This is a genomic window from Actinokineospora guangxiensis, from assembly GCF_042657845.1.
GTDB classification, from domain to species: domain Bacteria; phylum Actinomycetota; class Actinomycetes; order Mycobacteriales; family Pseudonocardiaceae; genus Actinokineospora; species Actinokineospora guangxiensis.
The window spans coordinates 22,004-38,767 of sequence record NZ_JBHSKF010000003.1 but is presented as its reverse complement, the minus strand read 5'-3'; the positions used below and the strand labels follow the sequence as shown (position 1 = coordinate 38,767).

The following is a 16,764-nucleotide window of genomic DNA, read 5'->3' as shown; positions in this document are numbered from 1 at the left end:
CCCCCTAGCCCTTCACCTTCGGTATGACGATCTCGGCGAGCTGCTTCGCCACGTCGCAGGGCTCGTACTTGCCCTCGCCCCTGGACAGCACGCCCGCGCCGACCGCCAGGCCGGATTTGCCGCCGTTGACCGCGAACGCCACCTGGCAGAACACGGTCTTGTCTGTGATGCGCTGCAACAGCGCGTCGGTTCCCGCGATCGTGATGTCGGTCGTCTCGACGTTGGGCCCGGACACCCCGATGCCCCCCGACGCGTCGGCGCCGTAGTCCATGACGATCGATGTCTCGCCCATCCACCCGCACTGCGGGTTCCCGGTCTGGAAGCTGTTGGTCGGGCGCGGGTTCTCCGCGCCGAACTTCGCCGCCTCGGCCGGGGTCAGCAGCTCACACAGCGCCTCGCGGTCGAAGGAGACCTGCTTGGGCGTGGTCGTGGTGGTAGTCGGCTCGGTGGTGGACGGGGCCGTGGTCGTCGGCTGGGTGGCCGTGCCCGGGGTGGCCACGCCTCCGGATTCGCTGGAGCACCCGGTCACCGCGATCACCGCGGTGACCGCGAGGAGACCGAGGATGGTGGACCGCACCGGCGTTATCCCCGCACCTTCGCGGCGTTGCCGTAGTCGGTCTCCTTGTAGTTGGCGATCGCCTGGTTGAGCGCGCGCTCCGCCCGCTCGGTCTGATCGAAAAGCTGACGGATGAGGTGGGTGAACGAGTCTCCGGAACCGCTCATGCGGTTCTCCGACTTCTTCGCCATCGCCACGCCGACCGGGTTGGCCCCGATCTGGACGCTGGAGGCACCTCCCGCGCTGGCCGAGTGCAGGAGGGCCGAAAGCTCATCGCGGACCGCGCCGATTTCCTTGATGGCGGCTTGGGCGGCGTCCGGGTCCACCGAGACCATGCCGCTCGCCGCGGCGCCCGCGAAGGCGCCGACGGCTCCGCCGATGCCGGTTGCGTCCAACACGTCAGTTCTCCCCTGGTCACGCGCGCTGCTCCACCCGCAGCAGTCGCGTTGAGGCTAACGCACCCGGATGGCCCAGGTCAGGGAATCACGACATTTGGCTTTACGAGGTGTACACGCGCGGATCGAGGGTTCCGATGTAGGGCAGGTCGCGGTAGCGCTCGGCGAAGTCGAGGCCGTAGCCGACGACGAACTCGTTGGGGATGTCGAAGCCGACGTACTTCACCGGGACGTCGACCTTCACCGCGTCGGGCTTGCGCAGCAGGGAGCAGACCTCCATGGAGCGCGGGTTGCGGGAGGCGAGGTTCTTCAGCAGCCAGGACAGGGTCAGGCCGGAGTCGATGATGTCCTCGACGATCAGCACGTCGCGGCCCGCGATGTCGCGGTCGAGGTCCTTGAGGATGCGGACCACGCCGGAGGAGGAGGTCGCCGAGCCGTAGGAGCTGACGGCCATGAACTCCAGCTGCACGGGGACCGGCAGGGCGCGGGCGAGATCGGTCATGAACATGACCGCGCCCTTGAGGACACCGACGAGCACCAGGTCGGACGCGGTGTCGGCGTAGTCGTCGGCGACCTGCTTGGCCAGCTCGGTGACCTTCTCGTCGATCTGTTCCTGACTGATCAGCACAGAGGCGATGTCACCGTCGTACACAGCGTTCCCTTCGCAACGGCCAGAAAGCTCAAGGTCGTACGCAGCTCAGCCTGCCATGCGCACGGCGAGCCACAAAGCCGCCTGGCAGGGCCACGCCGCCTTGGCCGCGCCACGCGCCGACGAGGTCGTCGCAGGAGCGCAGGTGGGCGTCGGTCAGCTCGGGGACCCCTGCCTGCAGCAGCCAGGCGCGCAGGGCCCGGCGGCGCAGGGCGGGCGGGGCGGGCGTGAGATGCGCCACGCCCAGCTCGCCCTCCTCCCCCGCGCGGGCGAGGAGGTCGGCGGCGAGGGTGTCGAGGGCGTGCAGGTCGTCGCGGAGTTGGGTGGCGGTGCGGGCCAGGGCGGCGGCGACCCCGCCCTGGAGGACGTCTTCGAGCAGCGGCAGGACCTCGGCGCGGAGGCGGACCCTGGTGAAGCGGGAGTCGCTGTTGTGCGGGTCCTGCCAGGGGGTGAGGCCGAGGGCGGCGCAGGCGGCGGCGGTGGTGGTGCGCGGCAGGTCGAGCAGGGGTCTGCCCCAGGGCGGGTCGAGGGGGCGCATGCCCGCGATGGAGCGCGGGCCGGAGCCGCGGCCGAGGCCGAGCAGCACCGTCTCGGCCTGGTCGTCGCGGGTGTGGCCGAGCAGGACGATGGCCTCGCCCGCCGCGGCGCGCAGGGCGGCGTAGCGGGCGCGGCGGGCCGCGGCCTCGGTGCCGCCGGGACCCTCGACGGTCACCGTCAGGACCTTCGCCTGGACGCCGAGCGCGCCGACCTGCTCGGCGACGGCGGCCGCGACCTTGTCGGAGCCCTCTTGGAGCCGGTGGTCGACGATCAGCGCCTCGACCCCGGGACGCACGTGCGCCGCGGCGGCGACGAGGGCGAGGGAGTCCGCGCCGCCGGAGACGGCGACCGCGACGCGCTCGGGCGCGGCGGCCGACAGCAGGACGCGCACGGCCCTGCGGACGTCGGCGACCGCGGGGTCCGGCCCGCTCACGCGACCCGGCGCAGCCAGGCGTCGGGGTCGGACAGCTCCGCGCGCAGCGGCAGCGCGTCGGCGGAGTCCCAGACGCGGTTGAACCGCTCCATGCCGACCGCGTCGACGCAGTGCGCGGTGAACTTCGCGCCGACGGCGTACTGCTTCATCTTCGCGTCCACGCCCAGCAGGGAGCGCAGGACGCGGTCGAGCAGGCCGCCGCCGCGGCGGCGGGCCGTGAAGCGCTGGCGGATGGTGGCGACGCTGGGCACCACCCTCGGCCCGACGGCGTCCATGACGTGGTCGGCGTGGCCTTCCAGCAGCGTCGACAGCGCGATGAGCCGGTCGAACGCGGCGCGCTGGGCGGGCGACTGGAGCAGCTCCACGATCGCCAGCGGCCCGGTGGACGCGGTCGGGTCCGGGCGGGAGCGGGCGGCCTTGAGGACCTCGGGCAGGCGCTGGAGGACGCCGTCGGCGTCGTCCTCCAGGCCCGCGATGAACCCGGAGACCTGGCCGCGGAAGTACTCGGCGAGCCAGGGCACGGCGGTAAACTGGAGCCGGTGGGTGCTCTCGTGCAGGGCGACCCACATGTGGAAGTCGGCGGCGGGCACGTCGAGCGCCTGCTGCGCGGCGACGATGTTCGGGGCGACCATCATCAGCCTGCCGCCGTCGCCGCCGCCGAAGGGGTCGTACTGGCCGAGGACGCGGCTGCCCAGGTAGGCGAGGGCGACCCCGGCCTGCACGCCCGCGCTGCCCGCCAGCACGCCGCCGACCTTGCCCGCGCGCTGCGGCAGCGCGCCGTCGGTGAGCGCGGCGATGCCCTCGGCCGCGGCGTCGATCCAGCCGTCGCGGTCGACCACGTCGCCCTCGGTGACCGGCAGCCCCGCGCCGAGGCCGGTCAGGCCGCGCACGTGCTCCTCGGCGACCGCGGTGACCGCGCGCAGCTCGGCCACCGTCCGCGCGGCCTCGTCGGGCGAGACGATCGGGCCGGGCCGGACGAACCGTTTGGCGGTCGCCCGCGCCAGATCCCAGTCGACGGCGGCGGAACCGGTGCGGGTGGCGGCGTTCACACCCGAAACGCTACCCGCTCACCTGCACCCGCACCCGTGCAAAGCGGCCGCGACGTCGTCCAGGTCGGCGCGCGCCTGGAGGGTGTCGGGGCCATCGGCCATGAGGGCGAAGACGAGCAGCCTGCCGTCGGTGTCCAGCACGATCCCGGCCAGCGAGTTGGCCCGCACGGACGGCAGCGTGCCGGTCTTGGCGCGGACCCAGCCGCGGCCCTCTGCGGCCGGTCCTTCCTGGTAGCGGCCCGCGAGGGTGCCGCTGCCGCCCGCGACCGGCAGACCGGCCAGCAGCGGGCGCAGCTTGGCCGTCCTCGGGTCGGTGCCGTCGGGCGCGGCGGCGACCTGGAGCACCTCGGCGAGCAGGGTGGCGGTGGCGCGGTTCTGCGTGGAGAGGCCGCTGCCGTCGCGGAGCTGGAGGGCGTCGACGGTGAAGCCGTTCTCCTTCAGCACCGCGGCGACGGCCTCGGTGGCGCCGGTGAAGGACGGCTCCTTGCCGGTGGCGACGGCCAACTCGCGGATCAGCGTCTCGGCCAGCACGTTGTCCGAGCGCTGCAGGACGGTGTCGACCAGCTCGGCCACCGGCGCGGACTTGACCTCGCCGAGCACCTCGGCGTCGGGCTTGGCCGTCGTCGTCGCCTCGGCGGGCACAGTGGCGCCGATGCGGTCGGCGAAGGCCTGGGCGATGGTGCGGGCCGGGTTGGCCGAGCGGGCGGTGGTGGCCTTCGTCGGATCGCCGCGGCCGCCGTCGAGCATGGCGGGCACGATCGGCGTGATGTGGCCCGCGGCGATGTCGACCCGCTCCCAGCCCGCGGCGAAGTCCGCCCCGGTGTAGCGCCCGGTGTCGACCAGCACGGTGTCGACCGGCCCGGTCGCCTTGACCTGCTCGACCAGGTCGTCCAGGTGCGGGGCCCCGGGATAGACGGACTCCTTGCCCGCGGCCAGCGCCGAGAGGGTCGGGTCGCCGCCGCCGACGATGACCACGGTGCCGGGCTTGTCGCCGCGCACGACCTTGGTGCTCAGCTGGTCGGTGTGCGGCATCGCCAGCAGGACGGCGGCGGTGGAGAGGACCTTGGTGGTCGAGGCGGGCACGCGGGCGGTGTCACCGCCCTTGGCGTAGAGCACCTGGCCGTTCGCGGGGTCGATGACGACACCGGTGAGCGCGCCGAGCCCGCCCGCGGCGGCGGGACCGGCCAGCGCGGCGGCGACCCCGTCGGGGGTGGGAGCCGGGGCGGAGTCGCCGGGGGCGGCGAGGGCGGGCCGGAACTCGACGGCGGCGGGCGGGGGCGCGATGGCGACCGGTTCCTCGCCTGCGAGCCCCAGCTTCTCGGCGACACCCGGAACCCAGAGCACGACACCGGCGGCGAGCGCGAGGACGGCGACGACGGCCACGACGACGATCAGCGCGGTCTTGCGCTTGCGGCTCTCGGCTTCGTTGGCGCTCTTGGCTTCGGGACCGCTGTCGCTGTCCGGAGCCGCGAGCGCGGCGACCACGGTGGTCCGCTCGGCGGGTTCCTCCGGCGGGGCCTGCCTGGCCGGGGCGCGGCGCACGACCATGGTCCGCTCGGCGGGCGGCTCGGGGGCCACCGGGCGGACGAACGCGGTCGGTTCGGCGGGCGGCTCGGGGCGGACGGAACGGACGGGGCGGACGACCACCGTGCGCTCGGCGGGGCGCTCGGGCGGGGCGGAACGGGGCGGGTGGCCGGTCGGCGGGGGAACGGGGGGCGGACCGTAGGGGCGCGGTGGGACGGGACCGCGGCGGGGCAGGTCCGGTCGGGAGGGGCGCTGGGGTGGCCGGGCGGTGGGTCGGGTGGTCGCCGAGTCCGGGGAGAACCCCGCAGAGGTGTCGTCCGATCCGGGACGAGCACCTGCCTCATCCCGCTCAACAACGGACAAGCCCGAAGGCCTGTCATCCAGACCAGATCGAGCGTCTGCCTTGTCCCGCTCGTCCGCGAAGGAGTTCGGCGGGGATTCGGCAGGGCCGGACTCGTCCCGCTCGGCCGGGGCCTCCGCTGGGGAGCCGTCGGCGGGCGACTGGCCGTCAGCCTCGTCCCCGCCGGCAGCGGGGAAGCCCGGAGAAGGGTCTTCCGACGCCGTCGGAAGCGTCGCTTGATCCCGGCCCGCGGCGGAGAGGCCCGCAGAGGTGCCGTCCGGGTCCGGTTCGGAACCGTCCTGGTCGTGCTCGTCAGCGGGAGAATCGGGGCTGGGGGCAGGGGCCGGTTGGTCGCGCGCGTCCGCGGAGGAGTCCGCGGGGGGAGGCAGCGGGTCCGGCCCGTTCCGCTTGGCCGCGGGTTCGGCTTCCGGCTCGGCCGCGGGGAGGTCGGGCGCGGTGTGGTCGTCAGGGGGTTCCGGGTGGGCAGGCGCGGCGGGGCGGGGGACCTCCGCGGTGTCCGCCGAGGACAGGTCGTCGGGGGTGGGCGGAGCGTCCGCGGTGGAGTGGGTGGCCGGGCCCGCCGGGGCGGGTGTGACGTCGCCGGGGGGTGGGGAGTCGGTGTCGGCGGTCGGGAAGGCGTGGGTGGGTGTCTCGTGGGGGGTGGGCGCGGCGTCGGACGTGGAGGGGGTGGGCAGGGCGGAGACGGGGAGTTCGGTGGTCGGGCCGGGGTCGTCGGCGGGCCAGTCGGGTTCACCCGGTGGTGTGACGCTCGGCTCGTGCGGGCCGACGTGGGTCTCGTCACGTAACGGGGCCGCGTCGGTGTCGTCGGTGTCGTCGTCCGGCCAGGGCCCGGCATCGGCGGCTGGCCAGGCAGGCGCGACCGGGAGCACGGGTTTGCCCTGGTCAGGCTTGCCTTCGCTGGCTCTGCCGCCCTCCGGTGGCTGCGCGTCCGACACCTGGTTACCTCCCCGATCCCCCGGCTGTCGGCCGGTCACCGCAGGTGCGGGCGACCGGCATACCGTGGTCCACACTAGGGCCTCACCGAGGACAGCCGAGACGAGCGAGGACGGCGTGGAGTTCGACGTCACGATCGAGATCCCCAAGGGGAGCCGCAACAAGTACGAAGTGGACCACGTGTCGGGGCGGCTTCGGCTCGACCGCACGCTGTTCACCGCCACCCAGTACCCCGCCGACTACGGATTCGTGGAGAACACCCTCGGCGAGGACGGCGACCCGCTGGACGCGCTCGTGCTGGTCCAGGAGCCCACCTTCCCTGGCTGCCTGATCACGGCGCGGGCGATCGGCATGTTCCGCATGACCGATGAGAAGGGCGGCGACGACAAGGTCCTCTGCGTGCCCGCGCACGACCCGCGCACCGAGCACCTGCGCGACATCCACCACCTGGCCGAGTTCCACCGCCTGGAGATCCAGCACTTCTTCGAGGTCTACAAGGACCTGGAGCCCGGCAAGAGCGTCGAGGGCGCGAGCTGGGTCGGCCGCACCGAGGCCGAGGCCGAGATCGTGCGCTCGTACGCCCGGCTCAAGGACGCGCCGCCGCAGCTGCACTAGGCCGTGTTTCCGATGTGGGCTGCGGGTGAACTGATCACGGCTCTCGCGTGCCCCACATCGGAAGCACGGGCTAGCGCAGGCGCCAGCCCAGGACGCCGTCCGCGCCGATCGACGGGAAGTAGCGGTCGGTGCGGCGGCCTTCGAGCATGTCGGCGGTGCGGTCGAGCAGGTCGGCCAGCGAGCCCGCCGCGGCGTCGCCCGGTCCGCCGGGGGCGTGTTCGCCGACGGCGCCGGAGCTGTCGAGGTAGAGGTACCAGCCGCCGCTGTCGCGGGCGAAGGGGATGTGGCTGCCGTCCCAGCCCGCGGTCGCGGCGCAGAGCTTGCCCGCGTCCGCGCCGATCTCCCCGGTGGACATCGGCGCGTAGAACGGCGGGAACGTGAACCCTGCCGCCCTGACCCCGTCGTGCCTGCGCAGGCTGGCGACCAGGTCGGGCGGGAAGGCCGCCCCCGCGGCGCGCTGCGCGCGGGAGATGGCGGCGTCGGCGGCGGGCGGGTTCCACACGACCTCGGTGGTCAGGCTCTCGGCCAGCCAGCCCTCGATGCGCGACCACGCCGCGTCGACGCGGGCCCGCACACCGGGCGGCACCGGCGCGATCTCGGTGGGCCCGGACCCCGGCGAGCACACCGGTTGCGGGGCGGGGCGCGACGAGGGCTGGGCGCTGGGTCCGAGCGCCGACATGGCCGCCGACGGGGCCTGCGGAGCGGGCACGCTTCCGGCGAGGAACGCCACAGCGATCACCAGCCCGCCGATCAGGAAGATGGCGACCACGACGCGCACGGCACCCCCAAACGTCGGTGCCCACTATCCCAGATGGCGGCAGCGCCAGTGCACATCTGTTGCCCAGACGAGACGAAAACGCGGCCTCCCGGACAAGCCGGGAGGCCGCGTTAGATCGGCGGTCACTACGCGGATCAGTGCATGGCGGCGAACCTGGCGTCCTCGTCGGCGGCGCGGTCGATGCCGGACTTCTCGGCCAGCGGCACCTCCTTGAGGAACCACACCGCGGCGAAGGCCACGACCATCACGAGGCCGCCGACCAGGAACACGGTGCTCAGCGCGTCGGCGAAGCCGACCAGGACCGGCCGGGCCAGCGCCGGGTCCAGGCCGTTGAGGAACGCGGTGTTGTTCAGGTCGATGGCGCCGGGGGTGAACCCGGGGTCGCGGGCCAGGGCGGCCAGGAACGCCTGGTCGGTGGCCGCGGCCGACATGGCCGCCTCGATGCGCCCGCCGACCACGCCGAACAGGATCGACAGGAAGGCCGCGGTGCCGACGGTGCCGCCGATCGAGCGGAAGAACGTGCCCGCCGAGGTGGCCACGCCCATGTCGCGCACCGGGACGTCGTTCTGGATGGCCAGGATGAGCGTCTGCATGCACAGGCCGAGCCCGAGGCCGATGGCCACCATGATCGCCATCGTGACCCACAGCGGCGTGTCGACGCCGATGAAGGAGAACGCGATCAGCGAGGCCGCGGTCAGGCCGAGGCCGATGATCGGGTACTTGCGGTAGCGCCCGGTCTTGGCGATCGCGCGGCCGCTGCCCATCGCCGAGACGATGATGCCCGCGGTGAGCGGCAGCGTCATCAGGCCGGACTGCGTCGGCGTCGCGCCCTTGACGATCTGCAGGTACAGCGGCAGCGACATCATCGCGCCGAACATGCCCATGCCCATGATGAAGTTGACGAGATTGGCCACGCTGAACACCGGCCGCCGGAACAGCCGCAGCGGCAGCAGCGCCGCGTCGCCCATGCGCCGCTCGATCAGCACGAACGCGACGAGGCCGAGGACGCCGAGTGCGTAGGAGGCCAGCGCGGCGGGCGAGGCCCAGCCCCACTCGCGGCCCTGCTCGGCGACGATCAGCAGCGGCACGAGGCCGACGGTCAGGGCGATCGCGCCGAAGTAGTCGACCCGCTGCGGGACGCGCTTGTGCGGCACGTTCAGGTTGCGCGCCACCACGAACAGCGCGATGAGGGCGATCGGCACGTTGATCAGGAAGACCCAGCGCCAGCCGTCGAAGCCCGCGAAGGAGTCGATGCCGGCGAAGAACCCGCCGACCACCGGACCGGCCACACTGGACAGACCCCAGACGGCCATGAAGTAGCCCTGGTAGCGGCTGCGCTCCCGCGGCGAGGTGATGTCGGCGATGATCGCCAGCGCCAGCGACATCAGGCCGCCCGCGCCGAGGCCCTGCACCGCGCGGTAGGCGGCGAGCTCGTACATCGAGCCCGCGATGCCGCTGAGCACCGAGCCGAGCAGGAAGATCGCGATGGCGGTCAGGTACATCGGCTTGCGGCCGAGGATGTCGGAGAGCTTGCCGTAGAGCGGCGTGGAGATCGTCGCGGTGATCAGGTAGGCGGTGGTGGCCCACGCCTGGATGGTCTGGCCGTGCAGCTGGTCGGCGATGGTCTTCATCGCCGAGGACATGATGGTCTGGTCGAGGGCGGCCAGGAACATGCCGAGCATGAGCCCGGAGAGGATGACCAGGATCTGCCGGTGGCTCAGGGTGTTCTGCTGTGGTTCGTCGACGGTGGCGGTCAAGGCTTTCCCCCGCATTCAGCGATCAAGGTAGGCATGTGGTTCTGGTGGTCGGCGTTGAACCGCTCGAACAGCTCGATGAAGGTGTCGAGGTCGGCGGCGTCCCAGTGCCGGACCATCTGGGCGAGCGAGACGGCGAAGCGGGCGCGCTGGCGCTCCAGGACGGCGAGGCCGTCGTCGGTGGGGGCGAGCAGGCTCGCGCGGCCGTCGCCGGGGTCGGCGTGGCGGGCGACGAGGCCCTCCTTGACCAGCGCGGCGATCTGCCGGGAGACCGTCGACGGGTCGGAGTACACCGCTTCGGCGAGCGTGCCGAGGCGGACCGGGCCGAGCGCCACGAGGTTCTTCAACAGCACGATCGCCGAGCGGTCGACGCCTGCCTTGCTGAGCCGGGCGGCCACGGCCGTCTGCTGTTTGCCGAAGGCGAAGAGCACCGAGGCCAGTCGCCTGCCGCTTTCCAGCTGGTCGTCGGTGAGATCCGCCGCGGCGTCCACGGTCAGCTCCACGGTCTCCACCTCATTGCTTGCAACACCCAAGTAGTTGGTCCATGCAAGTTTGCCCACCGAGAAAGATCGAACACAACTCAGTTTCGTGTGAGGTGCGGCGCAACGAAGTTACCCATGGGTAATATGCGGCCATGAGCACCGATTACGCCTGGGTCGCCCAGACGATCACCAGCACCGTCCCCTGGGTCGCCACCGCGGGCGTGGAGTTCGACGCGGTGACCCCGACCCGGGTGACCTGCTCCCTGCCCGACCGCCCCGAGCAGCGCAACCACGCGGGCGGCCCGCACGCGGCGGTGATGTTCGGCCTGGCCGAGACCGCGTCGGGGGCCATCGCGCTGGCCGCCTTCGCCGAGCACATGGCCGCGGCCACGCCGCTGGTGCTGCGCTCGGAGATCCGCTACCGCAAGCTCGCCACCGGCGTGCTCACCGCCGAGGCCGAGCTGACCCGCCCGGTCGCCGACGTCATCGCCGAGCTGGAGGCGGGCGAGCGGCCCGAGCTGCCGGTGGAGTGCGTCATCCGCAACGCCGAGGGCGTCACCACAGCGGAGATGACCGTCGTCTGGACGCTCAAGCGGATCAAGAAGTAGTCACTTCGGCCTGCTCGGCCGGGGCAGGGCGAGCGCGGTGTCGAGGTCGGCGTGCGCCTCGGGGTGCTCGACCCACCACTTCGCGTAGGTCGGATTGCGGTCCACGATGGACCGGTAGGCGTGCGCGACACAGGCGAACACCTCGTGCCTGCGCCCGGCCAGCAGCCCGTCGGAGCGGGTCACCAGCACCACCGGCAGCCGCAGCGGCCCGTCCTTCAGCGGCCGGATGACGAACCCCGGCCCGCTCAGCGACGCCGGCTGCGCCAGGCACACCGCGCCCGCCGCCACCAGCGCCATCGCGGTGCGCGCCTCGGTCACGTGGTGGGTGATCCTCGGGGTGAAGCCCACCGACTCGCACACCTCGCGGAAGCGCAGCCGCATCGCGTCCTGGTCGGGCGGGGGCACGACCCAGTCCATGTCGGCCAGCTCGACCAGGTCGATCTCGGCGGCCGCGGCCAGCGGGTGGTCCTCCCCCAGCGCGACGAACTGCGGCTCCTCGACGATCGTGCGGATCTCCACCTCGGCCAGTGAGCGCTGCTCCAGGCCCTCGAACCGCTCGAAGATCGCCAGGTCGGCCTGCTTGGCCACGACCAGGTCCAGCAGCGCCGGCCCGGAGGAGTCGATCTCGGTGCGCAGCTCCGAGCTGCGGAACCAGGCCCGCAGCTCGGCGATCAGCGCGCTGGTGAACAGCATCGGGCTCGACGCCAGCACCAGCGGCGACTCCCCCGGCACCGGCGCGTCGGTGCGCGCGGAGGCCATCAGCGCGGCCATGTCCTGCAGCACGACCTTGGCCGAGCGGACCACGCTGCGCCCCAGCTCGGTGGGCTCGCTGCCGTTGGGCGAGCGGCGGAACAGCTCCCCGCCCAGGATGCGCTCGATGGAGCGCAGCTGGGCGGTCAGCGCGGGCTGGGTCACCCCCAGCCTGCTGGCCGCCTTGGACACGCTGCCCTCCTCGGCGATGGCGCAGATCGCCCGGAGGTGGCGCAGCTCAAGCTCTGCCATAAGGGACATTGATACCCCGCCGCGATGGCAGCGGGGTAATGCCAACCGGCCATAGTGCGCGTGTCACACCTCGGCTATGCCGTTGGCGTGCCGCTTGGCCAGTTCCTGGTAGACGGCGGCGTTGTGGTCGACCCAGAACTTCGGTGCGCCTTCCAGCGGCACCTGGCGCTTGGCCGGGACGCCCATGGCGACCACCTCAGGGGGCACCACCGCCCCCGGGGCCACCATCGCCCCGGCGGCGATCAGCGCGCGCTCGCCGATCACCGCTCCGTCCTGGACCGTGGCCCCGTTGCCGACCAGCGCGCCCGCGCCGATCGTGCAGTCGTGGATGACGCACAGGTGCCCGACGGTCGCGCCGACGCCGATCTCGACGCCCTGCTGCACGTGGACGACGGTGTTGTCCTGCACGTTCGCCCGCTCGCGGATCACCACCGGCCCGAAGTCGGCGCGGATGACGACGCCGTACCAGATGGAGGCGCCCGCCTCGACGGTCACGTCGCCGATGAGGGTCGCGGTCGGGGCGATCCAGGCGGTGGGGTCGATGACCGGCGTCTTGCCTTCAAAGGAGTAGATCGGCATGCGACACGGTACCCATCAGTAGTGTTGCCCGGCATGAAGCTCGACTCCGGCGGCTACGCCGACACCGTGTCCGAGGCCGCCGACGCCGTGGCCGCCGCCGAGTCGGCGGGCTACGACGGCGCGTGGGTGGCCGAGACCAAGCTGGACCCGTTCCTGGCGCTGGCCGTCGCCGCCGAGCGGACCAGCCGGATCGACCTGGTGACCGGCATCGCCGTCGCCTTCGCGCGCAACCCGATGACCGTCGCGGTGGCCGCCAACGACCTGCAGCTGCTCTCCGGCGGGCGCTTCGTGCTCGGGCTCGGATCGCAGGTCAAGCCGCACATCGCCAAGCGGTTCGGCATGCCGTGGTCCAAGCCTGCCGCGCGGATGCGCGAGTTCGTGCTGGCGGTGCGCGCGATCTGGGCGGCGTTCGAGTCCGGCGACAAGCCCGCCTTCGCGGGCGAGTTCTACACCCACACCCTGATGACGCCGTTCTTCAACCCCGGCCCGAACCCGCACGGCAACCCCCGGATCTGGCTGGCCGCGGTGGGTCCGCTGATGGCCGAGGTGGCGGGCGAGGTCGCCGACGGGCTGCTGTGCCACAGCTTCAGCACCGAGCGCTACCTGCGCGAGGTCACCGTCCCGGCCATCGAGCGCGGCCGGGCCAAGACGGGCAAGGGCTTGGCGGGCTTCGAGATCAGCGGTCCATCCTTTGTGGCCAGTGGATCGACCGACGAGGAGATCGAGGCGGCGATCGCCGAGACCAGAAGCCAGATCGCGTTCTACGGCTCAACCCCGTCCTACCGCCCGGTGCTGGAGCTGCACGGCTGGGGCGACCTGCAGGACGAGCTGAACGCGCTGGCCAAGCGCGGCCGCTGGACCGAGATGCCCGCGCTCGTCACCGACGAGGTCCTGCACGCCTTCGCCGTCGTCGGCGACCCCGCGAGCGCCGCGGCCGAGATCGGCCGCCGCTACGGCGACATCGCCCAGCGCATGACCCTGACGACCTCCGGCCCGCCCGACCCCGCCCGCTGGGCGCCGGTCTTCGCCGCCCTGCGCCAAGGCGCCTAGGCGAAGCGGATCAGCGCGACCCCGGCGAGCACGAAGAAGACGAGCACGACGAGGGCGGTGGAGCTGCCACCGAGGGAGCTGGTGACGAGCTGGTCGACCTGGCCGGTGAGCACGATGCCGCACTCGGCGGTGATCAGGTGCCTGCCGGGCTCGACCTTGGTGAAGGTGATGTCGGCGGTGAAGGCGCCCCGGTCGTCGGCGACGGTCGAGCCGACGATGCCCTCGCCGGAGGTCAGCACCACCCCGGCGCCGGGGACGCACCCGGTGCCGGTGGCCTGCAGGTCCTCGCCGGGCTGGATGGCGTCGCGGTCGAGGGCGAGGTCGCCGTCGTCCGGGACCGCCGTGGTGGTCGGGGGCGTGCTGGTCGGGGTGCTCGGCGTGGTGCTGGTCGTCGTGGTGGTGGTCGTGGCTGTCGTGGTCGTCGTGGTCGTCGTGGTGGGGTTGGGGGTGATGACCGGCGGGCGGCGGGTGGTCGTGGTGACCGGGGGCCGGGTAGTGGTGGTGACCGGCGGGCGCGTGGTGGTCGTGGTCGGGCGCGTGGTGACCGGCGGCGGGGTCCGCACGGTGACGTCGACGGTCGCGGTGTAGTCGACCCGCCCGCCGAGGCAGGTGGCCGTGATCCGGTACCTGGTCGGCTTGGCATCGCGTGGAACGGCGACGACGATCGAGCCGGAGCTGGGCTCGCCGGGGTACACCGAGCCGATCGGGGCCGGGCCGCCGGAGAACGTGACCGCCTTGCAGACCACATAGGTCCGCCAGGTCAGGGTGAAGGAGCTGCCCGCCTGCACGGTGCTCGGCGTCGCGGAGAGCTGGATCGGCGTCTGCGCGGAGGCGGGCGTCACACCGCCGATCGCGAGCATCACGACCACGATCGCAACCGCGATGCTCACGATGCGTCCTAAAGCGCGCACAGCCCACATCCCTAAGTCCGAAGGAACGCTCCGGCAGGCCCCGAGCCGCTGTAGCATTCCCGCTCGTTCGGGCCCGCACCAACCGGGGGTCACCCATGGGACGTCTCATCGTCGTCGCGGTTGCGCTACTGGGGACCTCCCTGGTGGGAGCGTCGTCGGCAGCCGCGCAAAGCACTCCGCGGGAGGGCCTGGAGGTGACGGTGACCCTGGATGGTCGCAACGTCGCCGACCGCACCGTCACCCTCGACCCCGGCGCGCCCGCCGAGCTGTCGGTGACCGCGGTCAACCCTGGCTCGCAGGCCAAGCAGGTGCGGCTCGTGCGGGTCTCCGGCGTCGCGCTCGCACTGACGTTCTTCGCCTACGACACCACGATTCCGTTCGAGGTCCCGGCGGGCGGGGAGGCCACCAGGACCTTCCCGCTCGACGTGCGCGACCTCGACGGCCAGGCCATCGGGCTGCTGCCGACCTCGATCGAGCTGCTCGACGACGACCGCGAACTCCTCGGCGGCGTGGACACCGTCGCCGACGTGCGCGGGTCGCTGTGGTCGGTCTACGGCGTCTTCGGCATCGCCATGGCGCTGCTGACGGCGCTCACCTGGGCAGGCGCGCTGCTCGCCCTCGCCCGGCACCGCCTGTCGGGCAACCGGTTCCGCCGCGCGCTGCGGTTCCTGCCCGCGGGCGTGGGCACCGGTCTCGTGGCGGTGGTGACGCTCTCGGTGCTGCGACTGGTGCCGCCGGAGCCCGCCGTGGAGATCCCGATCGTGCTGGGCGCGTCGCTGATCGCGATGGTGCTCGGGTTCCTCACCCCGCATCCGGTGCCGCCGGAGCCCGCCCAGCGGTACCCGGTCGACGGGCCGACCGTCGGCATGACCACCAGGCCGTTCGCGTGACCGCCGACGTCGGGGCCGCGCTGCCGCAGTACGCCGTCGGGGCCAAGATCGGCTCCGGCGGGATGGGCGTCGTCTTCGAGGGCGTGCACCGCTCGCTCGGGCGGGCGGTCGCCATCAAGCAGCTGGTGCCGGGCGACCCCGACGTCAACACCCGCTTCGACCGCGAGGCCAGGGTGCTGGCCAGTCTCGACCACCCGCACATCGTGCCGGTCTACGACTACGTGCAGACCGGGCGCGACAACCTGCTGGTGATGGAGAAGCTCGACGGCGGCACCGTCTACAGCCGCTTCCACGGCGCGGGCCTGACCGGTGAGCAGTCGTGCGCGATCGCGCTGGCGATGCTGGCCGGTCTGCACGCCGCGCACCAGGCGGGCGTGCTGCACCTGGACGTCAAGCCGAAGAACCTGCTGTTCACCTCGGCCGGGGTGATGAAGGTGGCCGACTTCGGCATCGCGCAGGTCGTCAGCGAGGGCGCGACGCTGATGACCCACGGCGGCGAGGTGCTCGGCACCCCCGCCTACATCGCCCCCGAACAGGCCATGGGCAACGCGCTGACGCCCGCCGCCGACCTCTACGCCGCCGGGACGGTGCTCTACGAGCTGCTGTGCGGCGATCTGCCCTACGACCGCACGCGCGGCGCGGTGAGCATGATGCGCCAGCGCATCTTCGCCGACCCGCGTCCGCTGCCCGCCGTGCCCGCGCCGCTGTCCACCGTGGTCATGCGCGCACTGGCCCGCGAGCCGATGGACCGCTACCGCGACGCCGAGGCCTTCGCGGTGGACATCGCGGGCGCGGCGACGGCGGTGTTCGGCCCCGGCTGGCTGGACCGCGCGGGCGTGCCGGTGCACTTGGCGCCCAGGGTGATGGCGGCGATCACCCAGCAGGGCAGGCCCGACATGCCGACGGTGGCGACGCCGCCGGTGCGCGGCGTCGGCCACGAGCAGACCCGCACCTTCGACCCCGACCTGCTGCGCCGCGACGGGCTGCGGCCCGCCAGCGAGCTGATCAAGAGAGCGCCGTCGCCGCTGTGGCCGGGGCTGCTGGCCGCGCTCGCCGCGGTGCTGATGGTGGTGCTGCCGTTCCTGGCGCCCGCGAACGCGGCGCACCCGTCGGTCGTGGACGGTCTGACCGTGGCGGGCCAGCCGGTCTCGGAACCGGTCACGGTGGACTTCAGCGAGCCGGTGGCGCTGGGCGGGGAGCCGGAGTCGTTCACCGTCAACGCCGCGGGTATCCCGCTCGGCTCGGTCACGGCGGAAACCGGCGAGCCGAATCCGCTGCTGCGCTGGCTGGTGGGCGGCGCGGCGACCGGCGAGCTGACCAAGGACGGCAAGACTCAGGCGTTCACCGTCAGGACCGGCAACCACCCGCTGGCCAGTGTGATGGGGGCGGGCAGTGTCCTGTTGGGCCTGTTCGCGGTGGCGTACATCGAGTCCCTGTCGCGCGCGCTGCGGCGCGGCCACCGGCGGCCCGCGGCTCCGGTTTCGGCACTGCCGCTCGGGGCGCTGCTGGGGGCGGCGGTGTGGCTGCTGGTGTCGGCGGTGACCTCGACGGAGCCCGACCTGGCCTACGGCGTCGCGGTGGTGGCGGCGGGCGCGGTCGCCGCGGCCGCGCTGGTCCTCGCGACGGCGTGGTCAGCCCGGCGCCGCTGAACTACTCTC

17 protein-coding genes are annotated in these 16,764 nt (G+C 73.0%); 5 read left to right on the top strand and 12 right to left on the bottom strand.

Annotation, left to right across the window (positions count from 1 at the left end; all coding sequences use genetic code 11):
- Positions 1-4 precede the first annotated feature (4 nt).
- The 6 genes from ACFPM7_RS07015 to dacB all read right to left on the bottom strand — a co-directional run bounded on the left by ACFPM7_RS07015 (position 5) and on the right by dacB (position 6,439).
- Positions 5-577: a DUF3558 family protein gene (locus tag ACFPM7_RS07015; protein ID WP_378245120.1), complete on the bottom strand. Its 573-nt coding sequence runs from the start codon at positions 575-577 to the stop codon at positions 5-7.
- 5 nt (positions 578-582) lie between these two features.
- Complete coding sequence (locus ACFPM7_RS07010; protein ID WP_378245118.1) at positions 583-951, bottom strand: PE domain-containing protein; 369 nt, start codon at positions 949-951, stop codon at positions 583-585.
- A gap of 103 nt (positions 952-1,054) precedes the next feature.
- The gene (hpt, locus tag ACFPM7_RS07005; protein WP_378245116.1) at positions 1,055-1,603 is read right to left on the bottom strand and encodes a hypoxanthine phosphoribosyltransferase; all 549 of its coding nucleotides are present in this window, start codon (positions 1,601-1,603) and stop codon (positions 1,055-1,057) included.
- A gap of 28 nt (positions 1,604-1,631) precedes the next feature.
- Positions 1,632-2,570, bottom strand: coding sequence for a tRNA lysidine(34) synthetase TilS (tilS, locus tag ACFPM7_RS07000; RefSeq protein WP_378245114.1), 939 nt, complete (start codon positions 2,568-2,570; stop codon positions 1,632-1,634).
- Positions 2,567-3,619 (bottom strand): zinc-dependent metalloprotease, encoded by a 1,053-nt coding sequence (locus tag ACFPM7_RS06995; RefSeq protein ID WP_378245112.1) that lies wholly within the window; start codon positions 3,617-3,619, stop codon positions 2,567-2,569. The genes tilS and ACFPM7_RS06995 overlap by 4 nt, the downstream gene beginning before the upstream one ends.
- Positions 3,620-3,637: 18 nt before the next feature.
- Entirely contained in the window at positions 3,638-6,439 is a 2,802-nt protein-coding gene (gene dacB, locus ACFPM7_RS06990) for a D-alanyl-D-alanine carboxypeptidase/D-alanyl-D-alanine endopeptidase (RefSeq protein WP_378245110.1), read from the bottom strand.
- Positions 6,440-6,554: 115 nt separating this feature from the next.
- On the opposite strand from dacB, the gene ACFPM7_RS06985 reads away from it, so the two are divergent.
- Complete coding sequence (locus ACFPM7_RS06985) at positions 6,555-7,052, top strand: inorganic diphosphatase (protein WP_378245108.1); 498 nt, start codon at positions 6,555-6,557, stop codon at positions 7,050-7,052.
- A 70-nt stretch (positions 7,053-7,122) separates the two neighbouring features.
- On the opposite strand, the gene ACFPM7_RS06980 is transcribed toward ACFPM7_RS06985, so the two are convergent.
- The 3 genes from ACFPM7_RS06980 to ACFPM7_RS06970 all read right to left on the bottom strand — a co-directional run bounded on the left by ACFPM7_RS06980 (position 7,123) and on the right by ACFPM7_RS06970 (position 10,087).
- Positions 7,123-7,830 (bottom strand): SMI1/KNR4 family protein, encoded by a 708-nt coding sequence (locus tag ACFPM7_RS06980; RefSeq protein WP_378245106.1) that lies wholly within the window; start codon positions 7,828-7,830, stop codon positions 7,123-7,125.
- A gap of 134 nt (positions 7,831-7,964) precedes the next feature.
- A complete protein-coding gene (locus ACFPM7_RS06975) occupies positions 7,965-9,587 on the bottom strand; it encodes an MDR family MFS transporter (protein WP_378245104.1) in 1,623 nt (540 codons plus the stop codon).
- Positions 9,584-10,087: a MarR family winged helix-turn-helix transcriptional regulator gene (locus ACFPM7_RS06970; protein ID WP_378245102.1), complete on the bottom strand. Its 504-nt coding sequence runs from the start codon at positions 10,085-10,087 to the stop codon at positions 9,584-9,586. Before ACFPM7_RS06970 ends, ACFPM7_RS06975 begins: the two co-directional genes overlap by 4 nt.
- Before the next feature lie 131 nt (positions 10,088-10,218).
- On the opposite strand from ACFPM7_RS06970, the gene ACFPM7_RS06965 reads away from it, so the two are divergent.
- Positions 10,219-10,674: a DUF4442 domain-containing protein gene (locus ACFPM7_RS06965; protein ID WP_378245100.1), complete on the top strand. Its 456-nt coding sequence runs from the start codon at positions 10,219-10,221 to the stop codon at positions 10,672-10,674.
- Here ACFPM7_RS06965 and ACFPM7_RS06960 read toward each other — a convergent pair whose 3' ends face one another.
- Together ACFPM7_RS06960 and ACFPM7_RS06955 are read right to left on the bottom strand one after the other, a co-directional pair.
- A complete protein-coding gene (locus ACFPM7_RS06960) occupies positions 10,675-11,676 on the bottom strand; it encodes a LysR family transcriptional regulator (protein ID WP_378245098.1) in 1,002 nt (333 codons plus the stop codon).
- 63 nt (positions 11,677-11,739) lie between these two features.
- Entirely contained in the window at positions 11,740-12,255 is a 516-nt protein-coding gene (locus tag ACFPM7_RS06955; protein ID WP_378245096.1) for a gamma carbonic anhydrase family protein, read from the bottom strand.
- A gap of 33 nt (positions 12,256-12,288) precedes the next feature.
- On the opposite strand from ACFPM7_RS06955, the gene ACFPM7_RS06950 reads away from it, so the two are divergent.
- Positions 12,289-13,305 (top strand): TIGR03617 family F420-dependent LLM class oxidoreductase, encoded by a 1,017-nt coding sequence (locus ACFPM7_RS06950; RefSeq protein ID WP_378245094.1) that lies wholly within the window; start codon positions 12,289-12,291, stop codon positions 13,303-13,305.
- On the opposite strand, the gene ACFPM7_RS06945 is transcribed toward ACFPM7_RS06950, so the two are convergent.
- Complete coding sequence (locus tag ACFPM7_RS06945) at positions 13,302-14,195, bottom strand: hypothetical protein (RefSeq protein WP_378245092.1); 894 nt, start codon at positions 14,193-14,195, stop codon at positions 13,302-13,304. The genes ACFPM7_RS06950 and ACFPM7_RS06945 overlap by 4 nt on opposite strands.
- Before the next feature lie 116 nt (positions 14,196-14,311).
- On the opposite strand from ACFPM7_RS06945, the gene ACFPM7_RS06940 reads away from it, so the two are divergent.
- Together ACFPM7_RS06940 and ACFPM7_RS06935 are read left to right on the top strand one after the other, a co-directional pair.
- Entirely contained in the window at positions 14,312-15,106 is a 795-nt protein-coding gene (locus tag ACFPM7_RS06940) for a hypothetical protein (RefSeq protein ID WP_378245090.1), read from the top strand.
- Positions 15,103-16,755, top strand: a complete 1,653-nt coding sequence (locus ACFPM7_RS06935; protein WP_378245088.1) for a serine/threonine-protein kinase — start codon at positions 15,103-15,105, stop codon at positions 16,753-16,755. The genes ACFPM7_RS06940 and ACFPM7_RS06935 overlap by 4 nt, the downstream gene beginning before the upstream one ends.
- Positions 16,756-16,764: the final 9 nt, after the last annotated feature.

Coding starts and splice junctions, on each gene's coding strand:
- ACFPM7_RS06965 (WP_378245100.1), top strand. CDS start 10,219: ATGAGCACCGATTACGCCTGGGTCGCCCAGACGATCACCAGCACCGTC.
- ACFPM7_RS06960 (WP_378245098.1), bottom strand. CDS start 11,676: ATGGCAGAGCTTGAGCTGCGCCACCTCCGGGCGATCTGCGCCATCGCC.
- ACFPM7_RS06955 (WP_378245096.1), bottom strand. CDS start 12,255: ATGCCGATCTACTCCTTTGAAGGCAAGACGCCGGTCATCGACCCCACC.
- ACFPM7_RS06950 (WP_378245094.1), top strand. CDS start 12,289: ATGAAGCTCGACTCCGGCGGCTACGCCGACACCGTGTCCGAGGCCGCC.
- ACFPM7_RS06940 (WP_378245090.1), top strand. CDS start 14,312: ATGGGACGTCTCATCGTCGTCGCGGTTGCGCTACTGGGGACCTCCCTG.